Origin of the sequence: Armatimonas rosea (assembly GCF_014202505.1) — a bacterium.
GTDB lineage: Bacteria > Armatimonadota > Armatimonadia > Armatimonadales > Armatimonadaceae > Armatimonas > Armatimonas rosea.
Map to the genome: position 1 here is coordinate 213,566 of NZ_JACHGW010000003.1, position 16,562 is coordinate 230,127.

Sequence of the window (16,562 nt, forward strand, 5' to 3'; positions counted from 1 at the left end):
TACTATCAGAGCCTGGTATCACTCTGCCAACCGAGCAAGTCCTCGCCTTGGTTCAAGAGAAGGGCATCGTTCGTCCCTGTGGATGCCCTGCCCGACAAGTACCGCTCGCTCTCCAAGACGGTGCTACGCTTTCCCAATGGCGTGATCTGCCGCATGTCTACCATCCTCTCTTAATCAAGGGAGCTGTGAGAAATCTCCTGTGGGGAGATGAGCCCGTGGCGCATCGCCCAGACTGCTGCCTGGACCCGGTCAGAGACTCCCAGCTTGCCCAGGATATGCTCGACATGGGACTTCACCGTGCCATCGCCGATAAATAGCAGGTTGCCAATCTCTTTATTGGAGAGCCCCTCGGCCACGTAGCGAAGGACTTCTTCCTCGCGCGGGGAGAGGGGAGTGATGAGATCACTAAACCCAGCCGTCTTTTCCCCGACACTGCGTAGGGCGCGGCTTAGCTCCTCGCGCCTGAGCAAGAGCTCGCCGTGCATCACGGCCTGGAGCGCACCGAGAAGCTGGTCGCGGGAGACGGTCTTGAAGAGATAGCCTGCGGCTCCCCCCGCGACTGCACGGGCCATGTAGGTTGGGTTGTCGTAGGTGGTGAGCATGACGATAGCAAGATGTGGATTTTGTGCCTTGAGCGCCACAAGTGCCTCCAGCCCATCGCCGCCTGCCATGCGTATGTCCAGCAAGACGACCTGGGGGGATGTCGCCTCGGTGACCGTGAGGGCCTCTTTGCTACTACCCGCCTCCCCGACCACCGTGAACGCGCTCCCCTCCAGCATCGCCGCCACACCGCCTCGCCAGATGGCATGGTCGTCGACCAACAAGACTCTATACTCGCTCATACTGTTGATCTCCTTTTTGTTTTAGAGGGATGCTCGCTCTGACCCGTACTCCCCCCTCAGGGAGGCTCTGGACCTCAAAGCTGCCCTCCAGTGTTCGAACTCGCTCCCGCATGCCGTGCATACCTACAGGGATCTTGCCATCGTTTGGGGCGGGGTGCTCCAGTCCAACCCCATTGTCGGAGACTTCTAAAGTCAGTACGGCTTTGTCGGGGGCGAGCAAGAGCATGACCTGGACATGGCTTGCCTGGGCGTGCTTGCGGGCGTTGTTGAGTGCCTCTTGAACCACCCGAAAGGCAGCGGTCTCGATACGTGGTTCAAAACGCTCCGACGAGAGATTGTGTGAGAGGGTCGCCGACTCCCAGCCCGTGCGCTTCTGTTCATCGGCCAGGAGCTGCTCGACTGCGCCCGCCAGCCCCAGATCTTCCAGAGAGAGGCAACGCAGGCTATTGACCATGCGCCGCGACTCGAGCCCCGCAAAGCCAATGTACTCGTGCGCCTTCGCCAGCTGGGCGCGTGCCCGCTCGTGCTGGCCCGAGTCCCAGGCGGCGATACAGGCCTCGAGGTGGGCGTTGGTGGCAGCGATGTACTGAGTGAGGCCATCGTGGAGATCGTAGGCAACGATGCGGCGCTCTTCCTCACGCGCCATCATGAGGACGTGCGTAAGCTCAATAGCATTGGTAGAGAGTTGTTCTGGTTCCATAGAAATGCGGTATCTCAAAAAAAGACCGAGGGCTTGCTCGACTTACCTCGGGCAGTGTCCTCGGTTAGGTGTCAGGAGTTAGAGTGCAGTCGAACCTACGTTTTGTACTGCGTCACACCACCGCGCGACGTTCCCGACAGTACGCCAATATGCCGTGCGGCAGAGGCTGCGAGCTGCCTTCTCTGTCGTGGGGCGGATTGTAGGCAAGGTCGGAACGCAGCGCCCCCCGAGGACGCACCACAAGTAAGAGGTTATGAAAATGAACACCAAGCAACGAGCGACACAGACACGGTGCGCCACGAGCGTGCTTTGTCTCCTCATCCCAGGAACTCTGGTACTGACCCCACTTCGCGCAACGGCGGCTCTCGCTGAGTCGCAGCCCCACCAGCGTCTGCGCATCATGGTTGCTCCCTTCTCCTATGCAAGCATCTCGCCTTGGTGGAGCGGGGACTGGCAGATTGGGCAAGGCCTCTCCGCTCTCGTTGAGGATGAGCTGATCAAGCAAGGGAGCTTCGATGTCTACAGCCGCCAGGGTGCAGGCGTGCCCACGGGGACGATCCTGCGGGGGACGATCACCCACTTTGAGTTCGAGAGAGACGGGATCGGGCTCCGGGACGGACTCTACAGGCCCGATGGGTACCGGAGGCGCTGGCGTCCCTCCGGCTCCCTGTTTGGGGTTGGCTTTACGGAGACCCGCGCCCGCGTGGGAATGAGCTGCCAGCTCATCGACGCGGCCACAGGGCGGATTCTCAAGACTTTTGACGCCGCGGGGAGCTCGGCGCGGGGTAGCTTTACGGGCTTTGGGATCAACCGAGGAGGAGGGATCTATGCGGGCGGGGTCGACTTTCGCTCCCGTGCCTTCCAAGACACCCTGATCGGTGAGGCGACCCGGAAGTGTGTCAGCGACCTCGCGCAGAAGCTTGTCAAGGGGACAGCGAACCTGGACCTGCGAGCTGCCTTGACCACGAGTGTCGCGCCCACACCGCTTGTCGGGAAAGTGGCCGATGTGGAGGGCGATACCCTCACGGTCACGATCGGGGACGATCAAGGGGTGCGTGTGGGAGATGTCATGAGTGTGGAGGGGGTGGTCAAGGTCATCCGCGACCCCGATACGGGCAGTGTCCTGGAGCAACGCTACACCCGTGTCGGAACGCTGCGTATCACGTCGGTCTCAGCCCATACCGCCACGGGGCGCTTCGAGGGAAAGCTCCAGCCGAAGGTCGGGGATCGGGTACACCTGGACTGACCCAAGCCCTATTCTGAGTGAGCGAGGGCGTGGTGCTGGCTGACCAAGTCGCCGTCCTCGCTCCTCAGCTCCCGGAAGACAAGCGCTGAGGCAAGGGTCAAGCCTCCCAAAAGAAGAAACGCCTTGTGGATGCCTGCAATCAGCTCCGGGCCGCTGGTAGAGAAGCGATCCGGGACAAAGACAGCCGTGAGCAGCGATGCCAGGGCGATCCCGAAGCTGACCGAGAGCTGCTGCATCGTGCTGGCGATACTGCTGGCACCGCTGGTCTGCTCCGGTGTCACATCGGCGTAGGCCAGTGTGTTCATGCTGGTGTACTGCAGCGACGTGAAGAACCCAAAGACGAGCGCTTGGAGCACGATCTGCCAAAGAGGCGTAGCCGCCCCAACCAGCGCAAAGAGGCCGATCAGGAGCCCGAGCACTAGGGTATTGACACTCAGAATGCGCCGGTAGCCAAAGCGCTTGAGAATCCCCGGCATGAGGAGCTTCAGCCCGAGGCTTCCCACCGCCTGGGGCATCATGAGCAGGCCACACTGGATCGGAGAGAGGCCAAGCCCCACTTGGTACAAAAGGGGGAAGAGAAAGGGAATTCCCCCAATCCCCAGCCGGGTGAAGAAGCTCCCGCTCACCGAGACGCGGAACGTCCGCACGCGAAAGAGCGCAAGCGGGAGGAGGGGGAACAGGGTGTGTGTGGTGCGGATGCCATAGCCCACGAGGCAGGTGAGAGAGAGCGCGAGCAGCCCCAAAAGTGCACTGCCACGGAGCGTGTGCTCCCCGAAAACTTCCAAAATATACGAGAGTAAGGAGATGCCCACCCCAAAGAGAACAAAGCCCAGCGTGTCGAACTTGGGGGGGCTGGCTGCGCGGTAGTTGGGCAGGTTTCGGTAGACCAAGATCAGGCCGAGCAGGCCGATGGGCAGGTTGACAAAGAAGATCCCGCGCCAGTGGACGTAGTCAACCATCAGGCCACCGACCAGCGGGCCGAGCATGGGACCGATCAAGCCGGGAATCGCCACAAAGCTCATGGCCTGGGTCAGCTCGGACTTATCGAAGGTCCGTACCATGGTCAGGCGGCCCACCGGGAGCATCATGGCTCCCCCGCAGCCTTGGAGGATACGGCAGAGGATGAGCAGGTGAACCGTGGGGGCGAGGCCGCACAGAAGCGAGCCGAGAGTGAAGAGCCCAATCGCGGAGGCGAAGACGCGCCGGGTGCCGAAGCGATCCGCCACCCAGCCACTGATGGGAATAAAGACCGCCAAGCTGAGCGTGTAGCTGGAGAGCACCGCCTTCATGCTGAGTGGGGCAGTGCCAAGCTCCCTTGCCATCACCGGAACAGCCGTGTTGAGAATGGTCGTGTCGAGCGACTCCATAAAGAAGGCGACAGCAACCAGCCAGGGGAGGAAGCGCTTGATCGACTCAGTTGAGCTCATGGTTATCTCTCCGTCAGTGCGTAGACAATGAGGATGCAGACGATCGCCATGACAGAGAGGGCGGAGAGAAAGACCGTGTCTGCGATACGCTCCCGCTGGTGCCGCTGCGACTTGAAGCTTGCTTTCAGCGCCCCATAGGAGCTGAAGGTCGAGCAGAGGAAAAGCATCGCGTCGACGGCGAGTAAGTCATCGCCCGCCGTCTGAATGGGCTTCATTGTCGTGACGATACGGAGCAAGCCAATCACGGTCAGGCAGACGCCCACCATGGCTGCAGAGGTTGCAAAGAGGTGAACCGAGAGATTGACCTCCACGAGCTCTGAGTCGTTTGTCTTCTCAATCAAGGCCGTGTCTCCTAGAGGGAGGGCGTTTGCGGGGGATAGCTTGCGTACTGCTGCAGGAGCTCCTCCCAGGAGCTCTCGACACGCTCAAAGCAGGCGAGACGTCCGTTCAGGCTCGCAGGGAGGTAGTCTTCCTGCTCCAGCCGGACGATGCGTGCACTATTGAGTTGTTTGTAGGTACCAGGCGCGACGCGCTCACCGGCACGGTAGATCTTCATTGCCTCTCTCCTTTCGCTATTGCTCGTAGGCTATTGCCACGGGTGCCCTTCGGAATCCGCGAGCCAAGCGTTCTCCGGCGCATCGGCGGGGCCAGGGTAAAACGTCATTCGGACAAGGTGGCTTGGGTTAATGACAATCATCCCCCCACCAGAGCGACGCAAGTGAAGGCTGGGGGCGTGACAGAGCTGCTGGAAGATAATGGTGCGATCTATAGGCAGAATCTCCGGGCCAGGTTCCTCGGGGGGGATCAAGAGATGGATCTCGCGGAAGAGCTGCTGGCCGCTCGTGAGCTCTAGCTCGCTATAGACACGGAAGGACTCCCCTGGCCGAAAGCGACGCTGACCGCGGGCGGTGTTCAGATCGTAGTGGGCAAGGAAATCCGACTCAGGGATCTCGACAATATCGGTGATATTGCGCGGAAACGACCAGGTGGGGAAGTCCTCTGTGAGGAAGTCAATCCGCTCGATCGCAGCACAAGGGTAGACCGAGAGGGAGTGCTCTCCTGCCAAGATGAGCTGCTTCTGAGCAAAGAGCCGCTCTGGGTGAAGGTGCTCCACCACCCGCTTGGCAGTCTCCCGCTGGCTCTGGACAAAGCGGGTTTTGTTGCCATTGCTGAGGCGTATATCAATTTCGAGGGCGGAGAGATAGGTGTACATAGCCGTGACCCTTTCTTACGTGAAAGTCATGCGATCTTCACTGCGTATTCGTTCCCTAATCTTGGCGAAGTGCCTGGATGGGATGGAGCGCCGCGGCGCGGCTGGCAGGGTAGATCCCAAAGAAGAGCCCCACCGCTGCGGAGACACCGAGGGCGATAAAGACCGAGGCCGTGCTGACAATGGTGTGCCAGCCGCCGATCCGGGCCATCACGATCGCGCTTCCACCGCCCAGCACCACGCCGATCAGCCCACCGAGCAGGGAGATAATCGCCGACTCGATCAGGAACTGGAGCAGGATGTCCCGAGGAGTCGCCCCGATTGCCTTGCGAACCCCGATCTCACGCGTGCGCTCGGTGACCGAGACCAGCATGATGTTCATGATCCCGATCCCCCCGACAAGGAGCGAGATGACAGCCACGGCACTCAGGAGCGAGGTCATGGTATCGGTGACACTCTTCTGGCGCTGCATCAGCTCGGTCTGGCTGCGGATGCTGAAGTCATCGTTGTCGGGGAAGGGGGGCTGGAGGTGGTGGCGGCTCCGCAGGAAGTTGGTGAGCTCCTCTTGCGCGAGGGGCATCATCTCCTGGCTGGTGCAGCGCACCGACATCGAGTTGATGAACTGCTGGTTGAGCACGCGCCGCATCGCTGTGGTGATCGGCACAAGAATCAGGTCGTCCTGGTCCTGCCCAAACGCCCCGGCACCCTTGGGAGCGAGCATCCCGACCACGGTGAACTGCTGGCGGTTGATCGCGATGGTCTGGCCGGTGAGATCGGTGTCCGCCACGCCCGTGAGCTTCTGCGCGACTGTCGTGCCCACCACACACACCTTCTGGCTTCCCTCGGTCTCTGCCGCAGTGAAGAAGCGGCCTTGGCTGACCTCGTAGTTGTTGACAAGCGGGTAGTCTATGGTCGTCCCCGTGAGGTTGGTGGTCGAGTCGCTGCCCCCGAGGCGGATCTGGACATTGCTACGCACCTGCGGGGCGATAGAGTCGACGCTCTTAGGGAACGCACTCGCGATCAGCTTCGCGTCCTCCAGGGTCAGGTGGCTGGCCGAGCCATTGGCGCCAGGGCTCTGGGCTGTTGCCGCAGTGAGACGAATACGCGCCGTGCCGGGCAAGACCGTGAGCAGGTTGGTTCCCAGGGAGTTGACCGAGTCGGTGACACTCTTGGTTGCGCCTTGACCGATTGCCACGACGACGATCACCACGCCCACCCCGATTATGATCCCCAGCATGGTCAGGGCACTACGCATCTTGTTGCTCTGCAGGCCTCTGAGGGCGACCTGGAGGCTCTCTACGACATTCACTTCATCCCTCCGTTCTGGGTGCTCATCCGCGCCAGCACCTCCGTGGCGTGAAGGCGCTCTCGTACCGGCTCGTCCTCGACCACGTTGCCGTCGCGGATACTCACGATTCGTTTGCAGTGCTGCCCGATATCCGGCTCGTGGGTCACCATCACCACGGTCTTGCCTTCGTCGTTGAGCTCCTGAAAGATCTGCATGATCTCCTCGCTCTGGAGGCTGGAGAGGTTCCCCGTGGGCTCATCGGCGAGGATCAAGCGCGGCTGGGAGGCGAGGGCACGGGCGATCGCCACACGCTGCTGCTGGCCGCCCGAGAGCTCGGTGGGTTTGTGATCCACCCGTGCACCCAGCCCCACCCGCTCCAGCGCCTCCAGGGCACGCTCCTCTCGGTCTTGGACATGGCCGTAGAGCAAGGGGAGCGCGACATTCTCCAGAGCCGTCATGCGGGGCAAGAGGTTGAAGCCCTGAAAGACAAAGCCGATCTTCTGGTTGCGGATCTGCGCCAGCTCGTACTCGTCCAGCTCCGCCACCTCGATCCCATCGAGCTGGTAGGAGCCGTCGGTGGGGACATCGAGACATCCGACGATGTGCATCAGGGTGGACTTGCCCGACCCCGATGGCCCCATGATCGCGACAAACTCACCGGGGCAGATATCGAGGTCGAGGCCATCGAGGGCGCGGACAATCTGCCCGCCCATCGGGTAGGTCTTCTGAATCCCGCGCATCCGTAGCATTGGGTTTTCGACTGCTGTGCTCATTGGGGTCGTCCTCCTCCCACGCCACCGCCGCTGGCTGGGCCAAAGGGGGAGCTCGCGCCGCCCACGGGTCCCCGGCTCTGGGAGAGCCCCGCCAGGACAATCGTGTCGCCGGGGCTGAGACCCTCGCGAATCTCTGTGTGGACACCATCGGTTGCGCCCGTGGTGACCTTGCGGGGCTCAGGGACACGCTTGCCCTCGTGATTGACCAGCACGGTGACACTCGCCCCGCGCTTGCTGGCCTTGATCGCCTCGGAGGGGACGAGCAGGACATTGGACTTGTGCCCGGTCTGGATCGTGACATTGGCGGTCATGTCCGGCTTGAGCTGGTGCCCGGTGTTCTCAAGGGCGATATTGACATCGTAGGTGACCACGCCTTGCTGAATCGTGGAGCCGGAGGCGATCTTGGTGACACGGCCCTTGAAGACTTTTTTGGGGAACGCATCCACGGTCACCGATGCCTCTTGCCCTAGCTTGATCTTGCCGATATCGGTCTCGTCCACAAAGGCATCGACTTGAAGGCGGTTGAGGTCGGCCACGACAATCAGGGTTGGGGAGGACAGCCCGGCGGCGAGGGTCTCGCCCTGCTGCGCCGCAAGCTGAAGCACGGTCCCGGAGAGAGGGGAGCGGATAAAGGTTTTATCGACTTGCGCTTGGGCGTAGGCGACCTGCTCTTGGGCCACTCGCACTGCCTCACGCGCCTGCTGGACATCCTGCTGCTTGAGCGTATTTTGTGCGACATTGCCTTGCGCCGTTGTCAGGCTGGCCTTGGCGAGCTCCACCTGAGCACGGGCATCGTCGATCTCCGAGCGCTTGACCGTGTTTTGGTTGACCTCGGCCTGCGCCACGTCGAGAGCGGCCTGGGCGGACTCCACGCCCTGCTCTGCCTGGGTGACCGCGTCTCGGGCTGCCTGTGTGTCTGCGGCAACCTTCTGCCGTACCAGCTCGATATTCTGCCGTGCCGTCTCCACCTGGGACTTGTTGACCGTCGCCTGCGCTTGGGCACTGTCCACCTCGCTGGTTGCGACAAAGCCTTTTGCCAGGAGGGCCTGCTCGCGCTTGAGGCTCTGTGCCGAGTTCTGGGCGTTGGCCTGCGCTTGGTTGAGCTGCTCTTGGGCGGTGGCGACCTGGAGATTGGCCCCTGCTTGTGCTTGCGCGAGGTTCGACTTCGCGGTGGAGAGCGCCGCTTGCGCGGTTGCGAGGACGGTTCTCGCGTGCTGGATATCAGCGGGGGTCTGGGTGGCCTGGAGCCTGTCAGCCGCCTGTGCGGAGGCCAGTTTTGCTTGGGCACTACGGAGCTGTGCCCGTGCTTGTGCCACACTGCTGCTGGTCTGAATCTGCCCCATCGCCACCCCGCTGAGCTGCTGGGCGAGCTTGGTCTGTGCGGTCTCCAGGTTGTCCTTAGCCTGCCGGAGCTGCGCGACAACATCGGGCAGGTCGAGCTCCGCGATCACCGAGCCCGCCTGCACCACGCTACCGACATCGGTGTAGAGGTGCTTGATGCGGCCTGTCACTTGCGAGCCGATCTTGACCTGCGAGCCGGTCTGGGAGGTGACACTGCCCGTGGCCGCGACTGTCTCCGTCAGCTCGCCCTGCGTGGCGAGGGCGGTCAGGAGCTTGGCAGTGGGATCGGCGGGGGAGTGGGTTTTGTTCCAGCCCCAGCTTCCAATGCCAAGGAAAAGGAGAGTGACTGCCAGCCCCGGGACGAGGCGGGATTTGCGCCGTGCTCGACGTACCATCGGAGGGGGTGTGGTGCCTGTGAGCTTAGTTGCGATTGCTGTCATGGAAGTACCTCAGTGACTTTCGTATAGGAGCTACTGCGAGTGGCTGTGCGTCGTCGTTCCGAAATGCCTGACAATCTGTCGCGTGGCATACCCACAAAAAACAGCGCCCTTCTCCGTGCGAAAGGCGCTGTGGGAGCGTGCTCGGTGGGGTGGGTGCGATCGCTATCGGAGCGCGAGCCCTGTCGGGGTGGCAAGGCCGCTCACAAAGACCGTACTCGTGCCATCGGGAGCCACTTTGGAGATCGTGTTGTTGCCGATATTGGCGATATAGAGGTTACCGGTGCTATCAAAGACCATGCTCGCGGGGAGATTGAGCTTGCCCACGAAGAAGCTGACCGCCCCCGCCGATGAGACCTTGTAGACACTATTGCCCGAGCCACTCGACACATAGAGTATCCCCGCCGCATCGAAGACCAGGCCGTTGGGATCGCTGATACCGCTCACAAAGCGTGTCAGGGTGCCGTCGGCCCCTACTTTTAGTATCTGACTGAGGCCGTTCTCCGCGACATAGAGCACACCGTTCTTATCGAAGGCCAGCCCGGTTGGGAGGGAGAGTCCCGAGACAAAGACCGTGCTGGTGCCATCGGATGCGATCTTGAGGATGGTGCCATCGGCCGCGCTGGTGACATAGAGCGTCCCCGTGCTATCGAAGACCTCGGCGCTGGGGTTGTTGACCTTGGTGGCAAAGCTGGTGACGGTGCCGGTGCTGTCGATTTTCTGGATGGTGGCGGCGGTCTTGTTGGCGACGTAGAGTACCCCCGCACTATCGAAGGCGAGTGCCACCGGCCCGCTGAGGCCCGAGGCAAGCTTGTCCTGCACGCCAAAGAGTGTCTCTCGTGCGACGGTGTTGTCGCCGTAGTTGGCGATATAGAGCCGTGTCTGGGTATCGCTGACGGGGACACTCGTCCCTTTCAGGCTCCCCCCACACCCGGCGAGAGCTCCCGTCGTAAGCCCGATCAGAGCAAAGAGCCAGCCAGATTTCATCGTCGGGCTCCTTGCGAAGTGGTATTCGTGGTCTTCATAGAAATTAGCCTTTGGTATTTGTGTGCTTGTAATGGCGAGCCTGACTGCACTTTGGTTCCTTCATGCTTCACAATATGCCGGACGGCAGAGGCGATTATTCCGTAAAGGCAAAAAAAGAGAGACTAAGGCCTTAGGCCTCAGTCTCTCATGGCTTTATCGTTTCTATCTAGAGGTGTTTGCCCAGATCGAAGGCATTGTGAACCGCATGTTCGACCTTCTTCAGGGATAGGTCACTCCCGATGCGCTTTAACGAGAGCCCATGATTAAGCTTAACAGAGCCCAGCTTCAAGCCCATTGCATGGGACTGTGTTCCCAGAGCACAGGGAGCGACAACGAGGGCAGCGAGTGCCAGGTTAACGATTCGAGTTTTCATTTTATTTTCCTTGTCTGTGGCGTTGCGAGGTGTGATCTCCATTGTCGAGGTTTACTTCTTAATGCCGAGAATCTTGCCCGTTGCTTTCTCTAGCTTGCGAGAATCCTTGGAGATTGCCTTGCCGACGGATCTTGCATCCTTGGAAGCCGTTTTTTCAACACTCTTAGCATCCTTTGCTGTCGTCTTTCCCGCGATACGAGCATCCTTGCCAGCTGTGGCTTCTGTTTTTCGTGCACTTGACTTTACTGTCGTAATCGCTTTCTTTGTGCCGATATTCTTCGTGTCGACTTTTGGGCTTTGTGCATTTGCACTCGCTCCAATGATACAGAATAGAGACAGGCCAGCGATAATGGTTCGTAAGGTGTTTGTTTTCATGATTTTTGTTTGTTCTTTCTTGTTTTTGCGCTTTCTTGAGCGCTTCTGGAGGTAAATGCGTCGTTTAAAATAGAAACGTTCCCACGCCTGTCAATTTTTTTTACAGGAGTCTTTGAGATCGATGTGCCGAGGCAGCCGTTTTTTGTCAGTGGTTACCTTGCTACTGCGGGACGAAGATGTTAAAATTTCGTCGCTTTAATATGAACCATTTGCAAATACAAGCACCCGTGGCCCCGAACAAGCTCTCGGGAAAGGATGCTCTCAAGGAGCTCCAGCAAGAGCGGGATCGCTACTGGCAAAATGCCCGTCAAGAGGTCTACCGGGGAGCGCGTGAGATCTTTGCGCAGCACGAGGATGAGAAAGAGCGGGGGCTCGCCTTCTCGAAACTAATCCGGGGAAACCCGCGCCGGCGTGAGCTCGCGCTCACCTTCGACGATGGCCCACACCCTGCCTACACACCGGAGATTCTTGCAATCCTGGGCCGCTACCGAGTTCCTGCGGCGTTCTTCGTGGTCGGAGAGATGGCAGAGAAAGCGCCAGAGCTGGTACGGGCGGAGTCTGCTCAGGGACATGTGGTCGCCAACCATACCTACCATCACGTGAGCCTCATCAAGATCCCCGCAGAGTATGTCGCCGACGAGATCAAGGCCTGTGGGAAGGTGATCCAGACGATCTTAGGAAAGCCCCCGACCTGGTTCCGTCCACCGGGAGGGGAGTACAACCGCGAGGTGGCACAGATCAGCCAAGCCCTGGGATACACCATGGCGCTCTGGACAGCCGACCCCGGCGACTACAACCGTCCCGGTAAAGACGTCATCCTGCAAAAGACCCTGCAAAAGACCCAGCCCGGAGGAATCCTCCTGCTCCATGATGGGGTGGACCAGACAATTGCGTGCCTCCCTCAAATGCTAGAGACGCTCCAGAAACAAGGCTATCGCTTTGTCTCGCTGGATGACCTCAAGAAAAAACAGGGAGCAAAATAATGGGCGATAATTCCCAAAAATGGGAACGATCTGGGGGACTTATCTCGCAGTGGAGATATGAAAAACTTCGTGGCGAGCTGGCCCAGCGTGGGCATAAGTAAGAGTATGTGGCTTCGCCGTAGCTCAACGACTGCACAAAAACATGCCGAGTTTGAGGCGCTTGTCGCCCAGGACTGGGAGCGCTTCTGGCGCTTTGCCTACCGCCTGACCGGCGACCGCGATCTCGCTGAGGATCTGCTCTCGGAGACGATGATCGATGCCTTTGTTGCCTTTGATCGCTACCGTGGGGAGAAGTTCGCAAGCTGGTTCTTTAAGATGCTCTCCACCAATCGGATCGACATGGCGCGCAAAGCCAACCGCCGTCCGGCCGAGAGCCTCGACACGGTCTTCTCCGAGACGGAGGGGCGCGATATCCCAGACTCTCGCGAGAGTCCTGAGAAGGTCTTGATGGACCCGCTCTACTCGGAGCCTGTCCAGAAGGCACTGGACTCCCTGCCCCTGGAGAACCGGGTTGCTGTCTTGCTCGCCGATGTGGAGGGCTACGACTATACCGAGATCGCCCGTATGCTCAGTATCCCCATCGGTACTGTGCGCTCGCGAATCTCACGAGGCCGTGAGAAGCTGCGCCAGGCACTGAGCGCAGAGCTGCACCGATAGAAACTGGAGACACACTGTGAAAGACGATGCTATACGGGCGATGCTCACCGAGGCATCCTTCCCTGAGCCCATCGGCGGAAGTGCCGCCGCACGTGAGCGGCTGATGGGCACTCTGCGCCACCACTATCCCCCCGAGAAGAGCTACGCCACGGGCCAGCGCTCGCTCTGGCGACCGCTGGGGGCGACGGCACTGGCTATGATGATGGCAGTGGGGATTTTCCTCGCGTGGCCTGAGCGGGAGGCTGAGGCGGAACCTCTTCCCTCTGAGGCGCAGATGCAGCAGCTCTACGACCAGCACGAGCTCACCCACGCCGCCTACTTCCTCGAGAAATCCCCGAGCTCCTAAAAAAGGCTCAACTCTTGGTGGCTTAGTTGAGCTGTTTGGCAATCTCTACCAGCTCGAGCCCAGTGAGACGCCCCACAACCATCCTGCGCTGGGTCTGAGATTTAAAGGCGATAGCATTTCGCTCTGAGTGACGGGAGTCCTGGTGCAGGAACGCGCTGGTACCCTGCCCGAGGACAGTAGGCTTCCAGCCTGTTTGTGGCTTGAGCGGGCGATTGTTTTTCGTCTCAGTCACAAAGAGCGAGAAGGTGCGCTGCTGGTTGGCATAGAGGAAGTGGGCGTGCTCGCCAGGGACATGGCGCACGAGTCGCCAGGCTCCGACACGCTCCGGAAGGCCGAGCTTCGCTGCGATAGAAATCGCGTGTGTTCCGCGCTTTGTCGCAGGCGGGGCCTTTGTCGCTGTCTGTGCGGCTACGGGCAAGCTACCCGCGGCACCAAGGCTAAGACAGAGGGCAGCTCCCCAAGAAGCTCTCATCGCTGCGCCTCGGACTGTTGCTGGTGGGCTACATGGTGGGTCTCATGCTGGTCGTAGAACTGCTGCATCTGCGCCTCCGAAGGGAGCGGGTCGGCCTCCGCCTCTCTCTCCGGCCACATGAGAAAGACCACGAGGGAGAGGCCCGCTAAGAGAGCACCACCGATAAAAGACCGGCGGAAAGGCGAGGAGCGCTGAGCAGGCACGGTCTCGGGAGGGAACTGGTGACGCACACGGCTCATCACGCGCTCGCGAGCGGCCTCCGGCCCCCCGATAGGATCGGGTACCGAGGCACTACGTAGCACCTGCCTTAAGTCTGCATTATCTCGTGAGTCGCTAGTATCTTCTGTGTTCATAATCGTCAAACTCTCAGCCCTCTCCCTGTGAAGGAGCGGCGATTGGTTCTTTGTTATACCTGCACAGGGCACCCTCGTGAAACCAACCCAGTACGTATGCGACACGTGCATCGTCAAAAGTTCCGACCAAGCGTCACTCTTTCAAGGAAGACGCTCTCGCCCAGCGAGGCAGCTCGTAAAAATTTCCTACGATTGCCCCGAAAGGGGAACCAAAAAAACGTGATTGTCGCATTTTCTAAAAAAATGGCTTTGGCGTAAAAATGAGAGTGTTGCACTGTTGCGAATGGGTTATGCGCAACAGTTTTTTATTTTTTGTGTTGTGTTCGTAGTTTTTTTATTTAAGATTGTTTTGTGTTTTGGAACTAATGGATTTTATCATGCGAATTAATGATCGGTGTTGTGATTTGCGAATTGTATTCTGTTAAGTCTGGTACTTGGTTTTTATCACCAGGTATTGGCAAGATAAATGATACTGCGCTCCTCATGACCGATCTGCACGATGGATAAAAGGAAAAATGGTAATGAAAACAGTTCGTTTTGTTTCTGTAAGGGTATTAGCAATGGCCTCTGTTGCCTCCGTGGGCTTTCTTTCTTTGCTCGGGACTTCCGCGTTTTCGTCCCCGCAGAAGCCAGCGGTCTCCAGCGAGAAGCTTTCCGCGACTCAGTCGCTGGCTGATCTTAAGGCGGGGAATCAGCGCTATAGCTCGGGGCACCCACAGCATCCCCATGAGGGAGTGAAGCGGCTCCAAGATACCGCGCTCTATGGTCAGCACCCTAAGGCGGTGGTTCTTGGCTGCGCGGACTCACGTGTCTCTCCCGAGCTTCTCTTTGACCAGGGAGTCGGGGATATCTTCGATGTTCGGGTCGCAGGCAATGTCGCCAACAAAGACGAGCTTGCCTCGATGGAGTACGCTGTGGGGCACCTGCACACTCCGCTCATTGTTGTCCTTGGCCACTCCAAGTGTGGGGCAGTGACCGCAGTCGCGTCGGGGGAGTATCTCCCCGGGCCAAACCTCAATAGCCTGGCCGTGCATATCACAGACGCGGTCAACGCGGTTAAGAAGACGAAGCCTGAGCTCAAGGGCGATCCCCTGGTGGCCGCTTCCATTGAGGCAAATGTCCAAGAGTCTCTGGAAGACATCTACCAGGGAAGTGAGGCACTCCGTAGCGCAATCGACAAGAAGGAAGTCTTGCTGGTCGGGGCGGTCTACGACCTCAAGACCGGCCATATCCACTGGCTTCCTGCGTATACCCCCAAGGCCAAGTAACGAAAGGGAAAGAGAACGTTGAAACACTCATGGGCGATCATCGCCTTACTGGGGAGCTGCGCCTCCGTTCATGCGCAGACAACAGAGTCGGGAGAGTGGAAGTACACGGGGAGCCTGCGGGTTCGCTTGGAGAGCTGGGACTGGTTCAAGCCCGCCGATGCGACCAAGCAGAACCAGTATAACTATGTGGGATCGATCCTGCGCTACGGTGCCGACGGCAAGGTCGGGAACTCGCCCGTAAAGCTCGAGCTGGCGGCTCCTCTGCTGCTTGGACTGCCGACAAACGCGAGCGCTCCTTTACCCGCAGGGTCTCTGGGAGTCGGGGCCGTCTATCGGGCACAAAACGGGAGCCAGAACGGGTCGGTGTTTCTCAAGCAAGGGTTCTTCGTGGGGAAGGCCGCCGAGGGAGCACTCAAGGTGGGGCGCTTTGAGTTCGACGAAGGAAAGGAGACGATCCCAACCGACCCTGCCATGGCATTTACCAAGAGCTCGCAAGTGGCCGCTCGTCTCATTGGAACCGTGGGGTGGTCCCATGTGGGGCGTAGCTTCGACGGTTTCACTTGGAGCAGGACGGAGAAGAGCGCCAACACGACCTTGCTCGCCGCCATGCCGACACAGGGAGTCTACGATCTCGATGGCCAGAATACCCTGACCAAGGTGAAAGTGGCCTCGCTCTCCCATACGAAGCTCTATAAGAATGGGGAGGACCGCCTTTTCCTGATCGGCTACGAAGACACGCGGGGACTGGTCAAGACCGACGATAACCCAACCGCCGCGAAAGATACGAATCCCATTCGCCTGGCAACGCTGGGAGGCAATCTCCTGGGCACGTTCCCCACTCCCTTTGGCCCTGGGGATGGCCTACTCTGGGCTGCCGTGCAGAGCGGGCAGTGGGGAAGCCAGCGCGCCAACGCCAATAGCTGGACCGCCCAGGTTGCTGTCCATCCAGGCTTTGGAAAGAAAAATGACCTGGCGGTGCGCGGCGGCTACTACTACGCCAGCGGCGACTCCAACCCCAATGACAACCAGCATGGAACCTTCTACCCGATCCTCAATACGCCCCGTCTCTTTGCCCGAACGCCCTTCTTCGCCGAGGCAAACCTCAAAGATGCCTTTGTCAGCGTCACGGGAAAGGTCGGCAGTAAGCTTGCGCTTCGGGGGGACTACCACCTCCTCCAGCTTGCCAATGCGAACGATCTCTGGTACCAGTCCGGCAGTCCGTTCAACAATACGGCCTTTGGGCTTACCGGGCGACCCTCCAGCGGAAGCCACAACCTCGCCGATCTGATAGACCTCTCGGCTGACATGACCCTCAGCAAGAGCACGACAGCGAGCTTCTACTTCGGTCAGATGCTTGGCAAGGAGATCGTGAAGTCAATCTATCCAGATAGCAAGGGAAGCTTTGGCTATATGGAAGTGAACTACAAGTTTTAGGTTGAGCCAAC

At 59.6% G+C, this 16,562-nt stretch carries 20 protein-coding genes; 6 read left to right on the plus strand and 14 right to left on the minus strand.

Annotation, left to right across the window (positions count from 1 at the left end; translation table 11 throughout):
* Positions 1-170: 170 nt before the first annotated feature.
* On the minus strand, positions 171-842 hold the full coding sequence (locus HNQ39_RS16015) for a response regulator (protein ID WP_184198369.1): 672 nt from the start codon (positions 840-842) through the stop codon (positions 171-173).
* The gene (locus HNQ39_RS16020; RefSeq protein ID WP_184198372.1) at positions 829-1,542 is read right to left on the minus strand and encodes a sensor histidine kinase; all 714 of its coding nucleotides are present in this window, start codon (positions 1,540-1,542) and stop codon (positions 829-831) included. Before HNQ39_RS16020 ends, HNQ39_RS16015 begins: the two co-directional genes overlap by 14 nt.
* Positions 1,543-1,801: 259 nt before the next feature.
* Here HNQ39_RS16020 and HNQ39_RS16025 point away from each other — a divergent pair, with 259 nt between their 5' ends.
* Positions 1,802-2,788, plus strand: coding sequence for a CsgG/HfaB family protein (locus HNQ39_RS16025; RefSeq protein ID WP_184198375.1), 987 nt, complete (start codon positions 1,802-1,804; stop codon positions 2,786-2,788).
* A gap of 8 nt (positions 2,789-2,796) precedes the next feature.
* Here the strand turns inward: HNQ39_RS16025 and HNQ39_RS16030 are convergent, their stop codons facing one another.
* The 10 genes from HNQ39_RS16030 to HNQ39_RS16075 all read right to left on the minus strand — a co-directional run bounded on the left by HNQ39_RS16030 (position 2,797) and on the right by HNQ39_RS16075 (position 11,038).
* Complete coding sequence (locus HNQ39_RS16030; protein ID WP_184198378.1) at positions 2,797-4,215, minus strand: DHA2 family efflux MFS transporter permease subunit; 1,419 nt, start codon at positions 4,213-4,215, stop codon at positions 2,797-2,799.
* Positions 4,216-4,217: 2 nt separating this feature from the next.
* Positions 4,218-4,556, minus strand: a complete 339-nt coding sequence (locus HNQ39_RS16035; RefSeq protein WP_184198381.1) for a hypothetical protein — start codon at positions 4,554-4,556, stop codon at positions 4,218-4,220.
* 11 nt (positions 4,557-4,567) lie between these two features.
* Entirely contained in the window at positions 4,568-4,771 is a 204-nt protein-coding gene (locus HNQ39_RS16040; RefSeq protein ID WP_184198384.1) for a hypothetical protein, read from the minus strand.
* A gap of 30 nt (positions 4,772-4,801) precedes the next feature.
* Positions 4,802-5,428 (minus strand): hypothetical protein, encoded by a 627-nt coding sequence (locus HNQ39_RS16045; RefSeq protein ID WP_184198387.1) that lies wholly within the window; start codon positions 5,426-5,428, stop codon positions 4,802-4,804.
* 55 nt (positions 5,429-5,483) lie between these two features.
* Positions 5,484-6,734 (minus strand): ABC transporter permease, encoded by a 1,251-nt coding sequence (locus tag HNQ39_RS16050; RefSeq protein WP_184198390.1) that lies wholly within the window; start codon positions 6,732-6,734, stop codon positions 5,484-5,486.
* Positions 6,731-7,462, minus strand: a complete 732-nt coding sequence (locus tag HNQ39_RS16055) for an ATP-binding cassette domain-containing protein (protein ID WP_184200389.1) — start codon at positions 7,460-7,462, stop codon at positions 6,731-6,733. The genes HNQ39_RS16050 and HNQ39_RS16055 overlap by 4 nt, the downstream gene beginning before the upstream one ends.
* 20 nt (positions 7,463-7,482) lie before the next feature.
* Complete coding sequence (locus HNQ39_RS16060) at positions 7,483-9,267, minus strand: efflux RND transporter periplasmic adaptor subunit (RefSeq protein ID WP_184198393.1); 1,785 nt, start codon at positions 9,265-9,267, stop codon at positions 7,483-7,485.
* Positions 9,268-9,429: 162 nt separating this feature from the next.
* Positions 9,430-10,251: a virginiamycin B lyase family protein gene (locus HNQ39_RS16065; RefSeq protein ID WP_184198396.1), complete on the minus strand. Its 822-nt coding sequence runs from the start codon at positions 10,249-10,251 to the stop codon at positions 9,430-9,432.
* 205 nt (positions 10,252-10,456) lie between these two features.
* A complete protein-coding gene (locus HNQ39_RS16070) occupies positions 10,457-10,705 on the minus strand; it encodes a hypothetical protein (RefSeq protein ID WP_184198400.1) in 249 nt (82 codons plus the stop codon).
* A 9-nt stretch (positions 10,706-10,714) separates the two neighbouring features.
* Positions 10,715-11,038 carry a hypothetical protein gene (locus HNQ39_RS16075; protein WP_184198403.1) on the minus strand — a complete coding sequence of 108 codons (324 nt, stop codon included), beginning with the start codon at positions 11,036-11,038 and terminating at the stop codon, positions 10,715-10,717.
* Between the two features lie 200 nt (positions 11,039-11,238).
* Here HNQ39_RS16075 and HNQ39_RS16080 point away from each other — a divergent pair, with 200 nt between their 5' ends.
* The 3 genes from HNQ39_RS16080 to HNQ39_RS16090 all read left to right on the plus strand — a co-directional run bounded on the left by HNQ39_RS16080 (position 11,239) and on the right by HNQ39_RS16090 (position 13,024).
* Complete coding sequence (locus HNQ39_RS16080) at positions 11,239-12,021, plus strand: polysaccharide deacetylase family protein (protein WP_184198407.1); 783 nt, start codon at positions 11,239-11,241, stop codon at positions 12,019-12,021.
* Positions 12,022-12,126: 105 nt separating this feature from the next.
* The gene (locus HNQ39_RS16085; RefSeq protein ID WP_184198410.1) at positions 12,127-12,678 is read left to right on the plus strand and encodes a sigma-70 family RNA polymerase sigma factor; all 552 of its coding nucleotides are present in this window, start codon (positions 12,127-12,129) and stop codon (positions 12,676-12,678) included.
* Between the two features lie 16 nt (positions 12,679-12,694).
* Entirely contained in the window at positions 12,695-13,024 is a 330-nt protein-coding gene (locus HNQ39_RS16090; RefSeq protein ID WP_184198413.1) for a hypothetical protein, read from the plus strand.
* Positions 13,025-13,046: 22 nt separating this feature from the next.
* On the opposite strand, the gene HNQ39_RS16095 is transcribed toward HNQ39_RS16090, so the two are convergent.
* Together HNQ39_RS16095 and HNQ39_RS16100 are read right to left on the minus strand one after the other, a co-directional pair.
* On the minus strand, positions 13,047-13,496 hold the full coding sequence (locus HNQ39_RS16095; RefSeq protein WP_184198416.1) for a hypothetical protein: 450 nt from the start codon (positions 13,494-13,496) through the stop codon (positions 13,047-13,049).
* Positions 13,493-13,849 carry a hypothetical protein gene (locus tag HNQ39_RS16100; RefSeq protein ID WP_184198420.1) on the minus strand — a complete coding sequence of 119 codons (357 nt, stop codon included), beginning with the start codon at positions 13,847-13,849 and terminating at the stop codon, positions 13,493-13,495. The genes HNQ39_RS16095 and HNQ39_RS16100 overlap by 4 nt, the downstream gene beginning before the upstream one ends.
* Before the next feature lie 560 nt (positions 13,850-14,409).
* Between HNQ39_RS16100 and HNQ39_RS16105 the strand changes: the two genes are divergently transcribed.
* Both HNQ39_RS16105 and HNQ39_RS16110 read left to right on the plus strand, forming a co-directional pair.
* Positions 14,410-15,117, plus strand: a complete 708-nt coding sequence (locus HNQ39_RS16105; protein WP_184198423.1) for a carbonic anhydrase — start codon at positions 14,410-14,412, stop codon at positions 15,115-15,117.
* 18 nt (positions 15,118-15,135) lie between these two features.
* Positions 15,136-16,551 carry an alginate export family protein gene (locus HNQ39_RS16110; RefSeq protein WP_184198426.1) on the plus strand — a complete coding sequence of 472 codons (1,416 nt, stop codon included), beginning with the start codon at positions 15,136-15,138 and terminating at the stop codon, positions 16,549-16,551.
* Positions 16,552-16,562 lie beyond the last annotated feature (11 nt).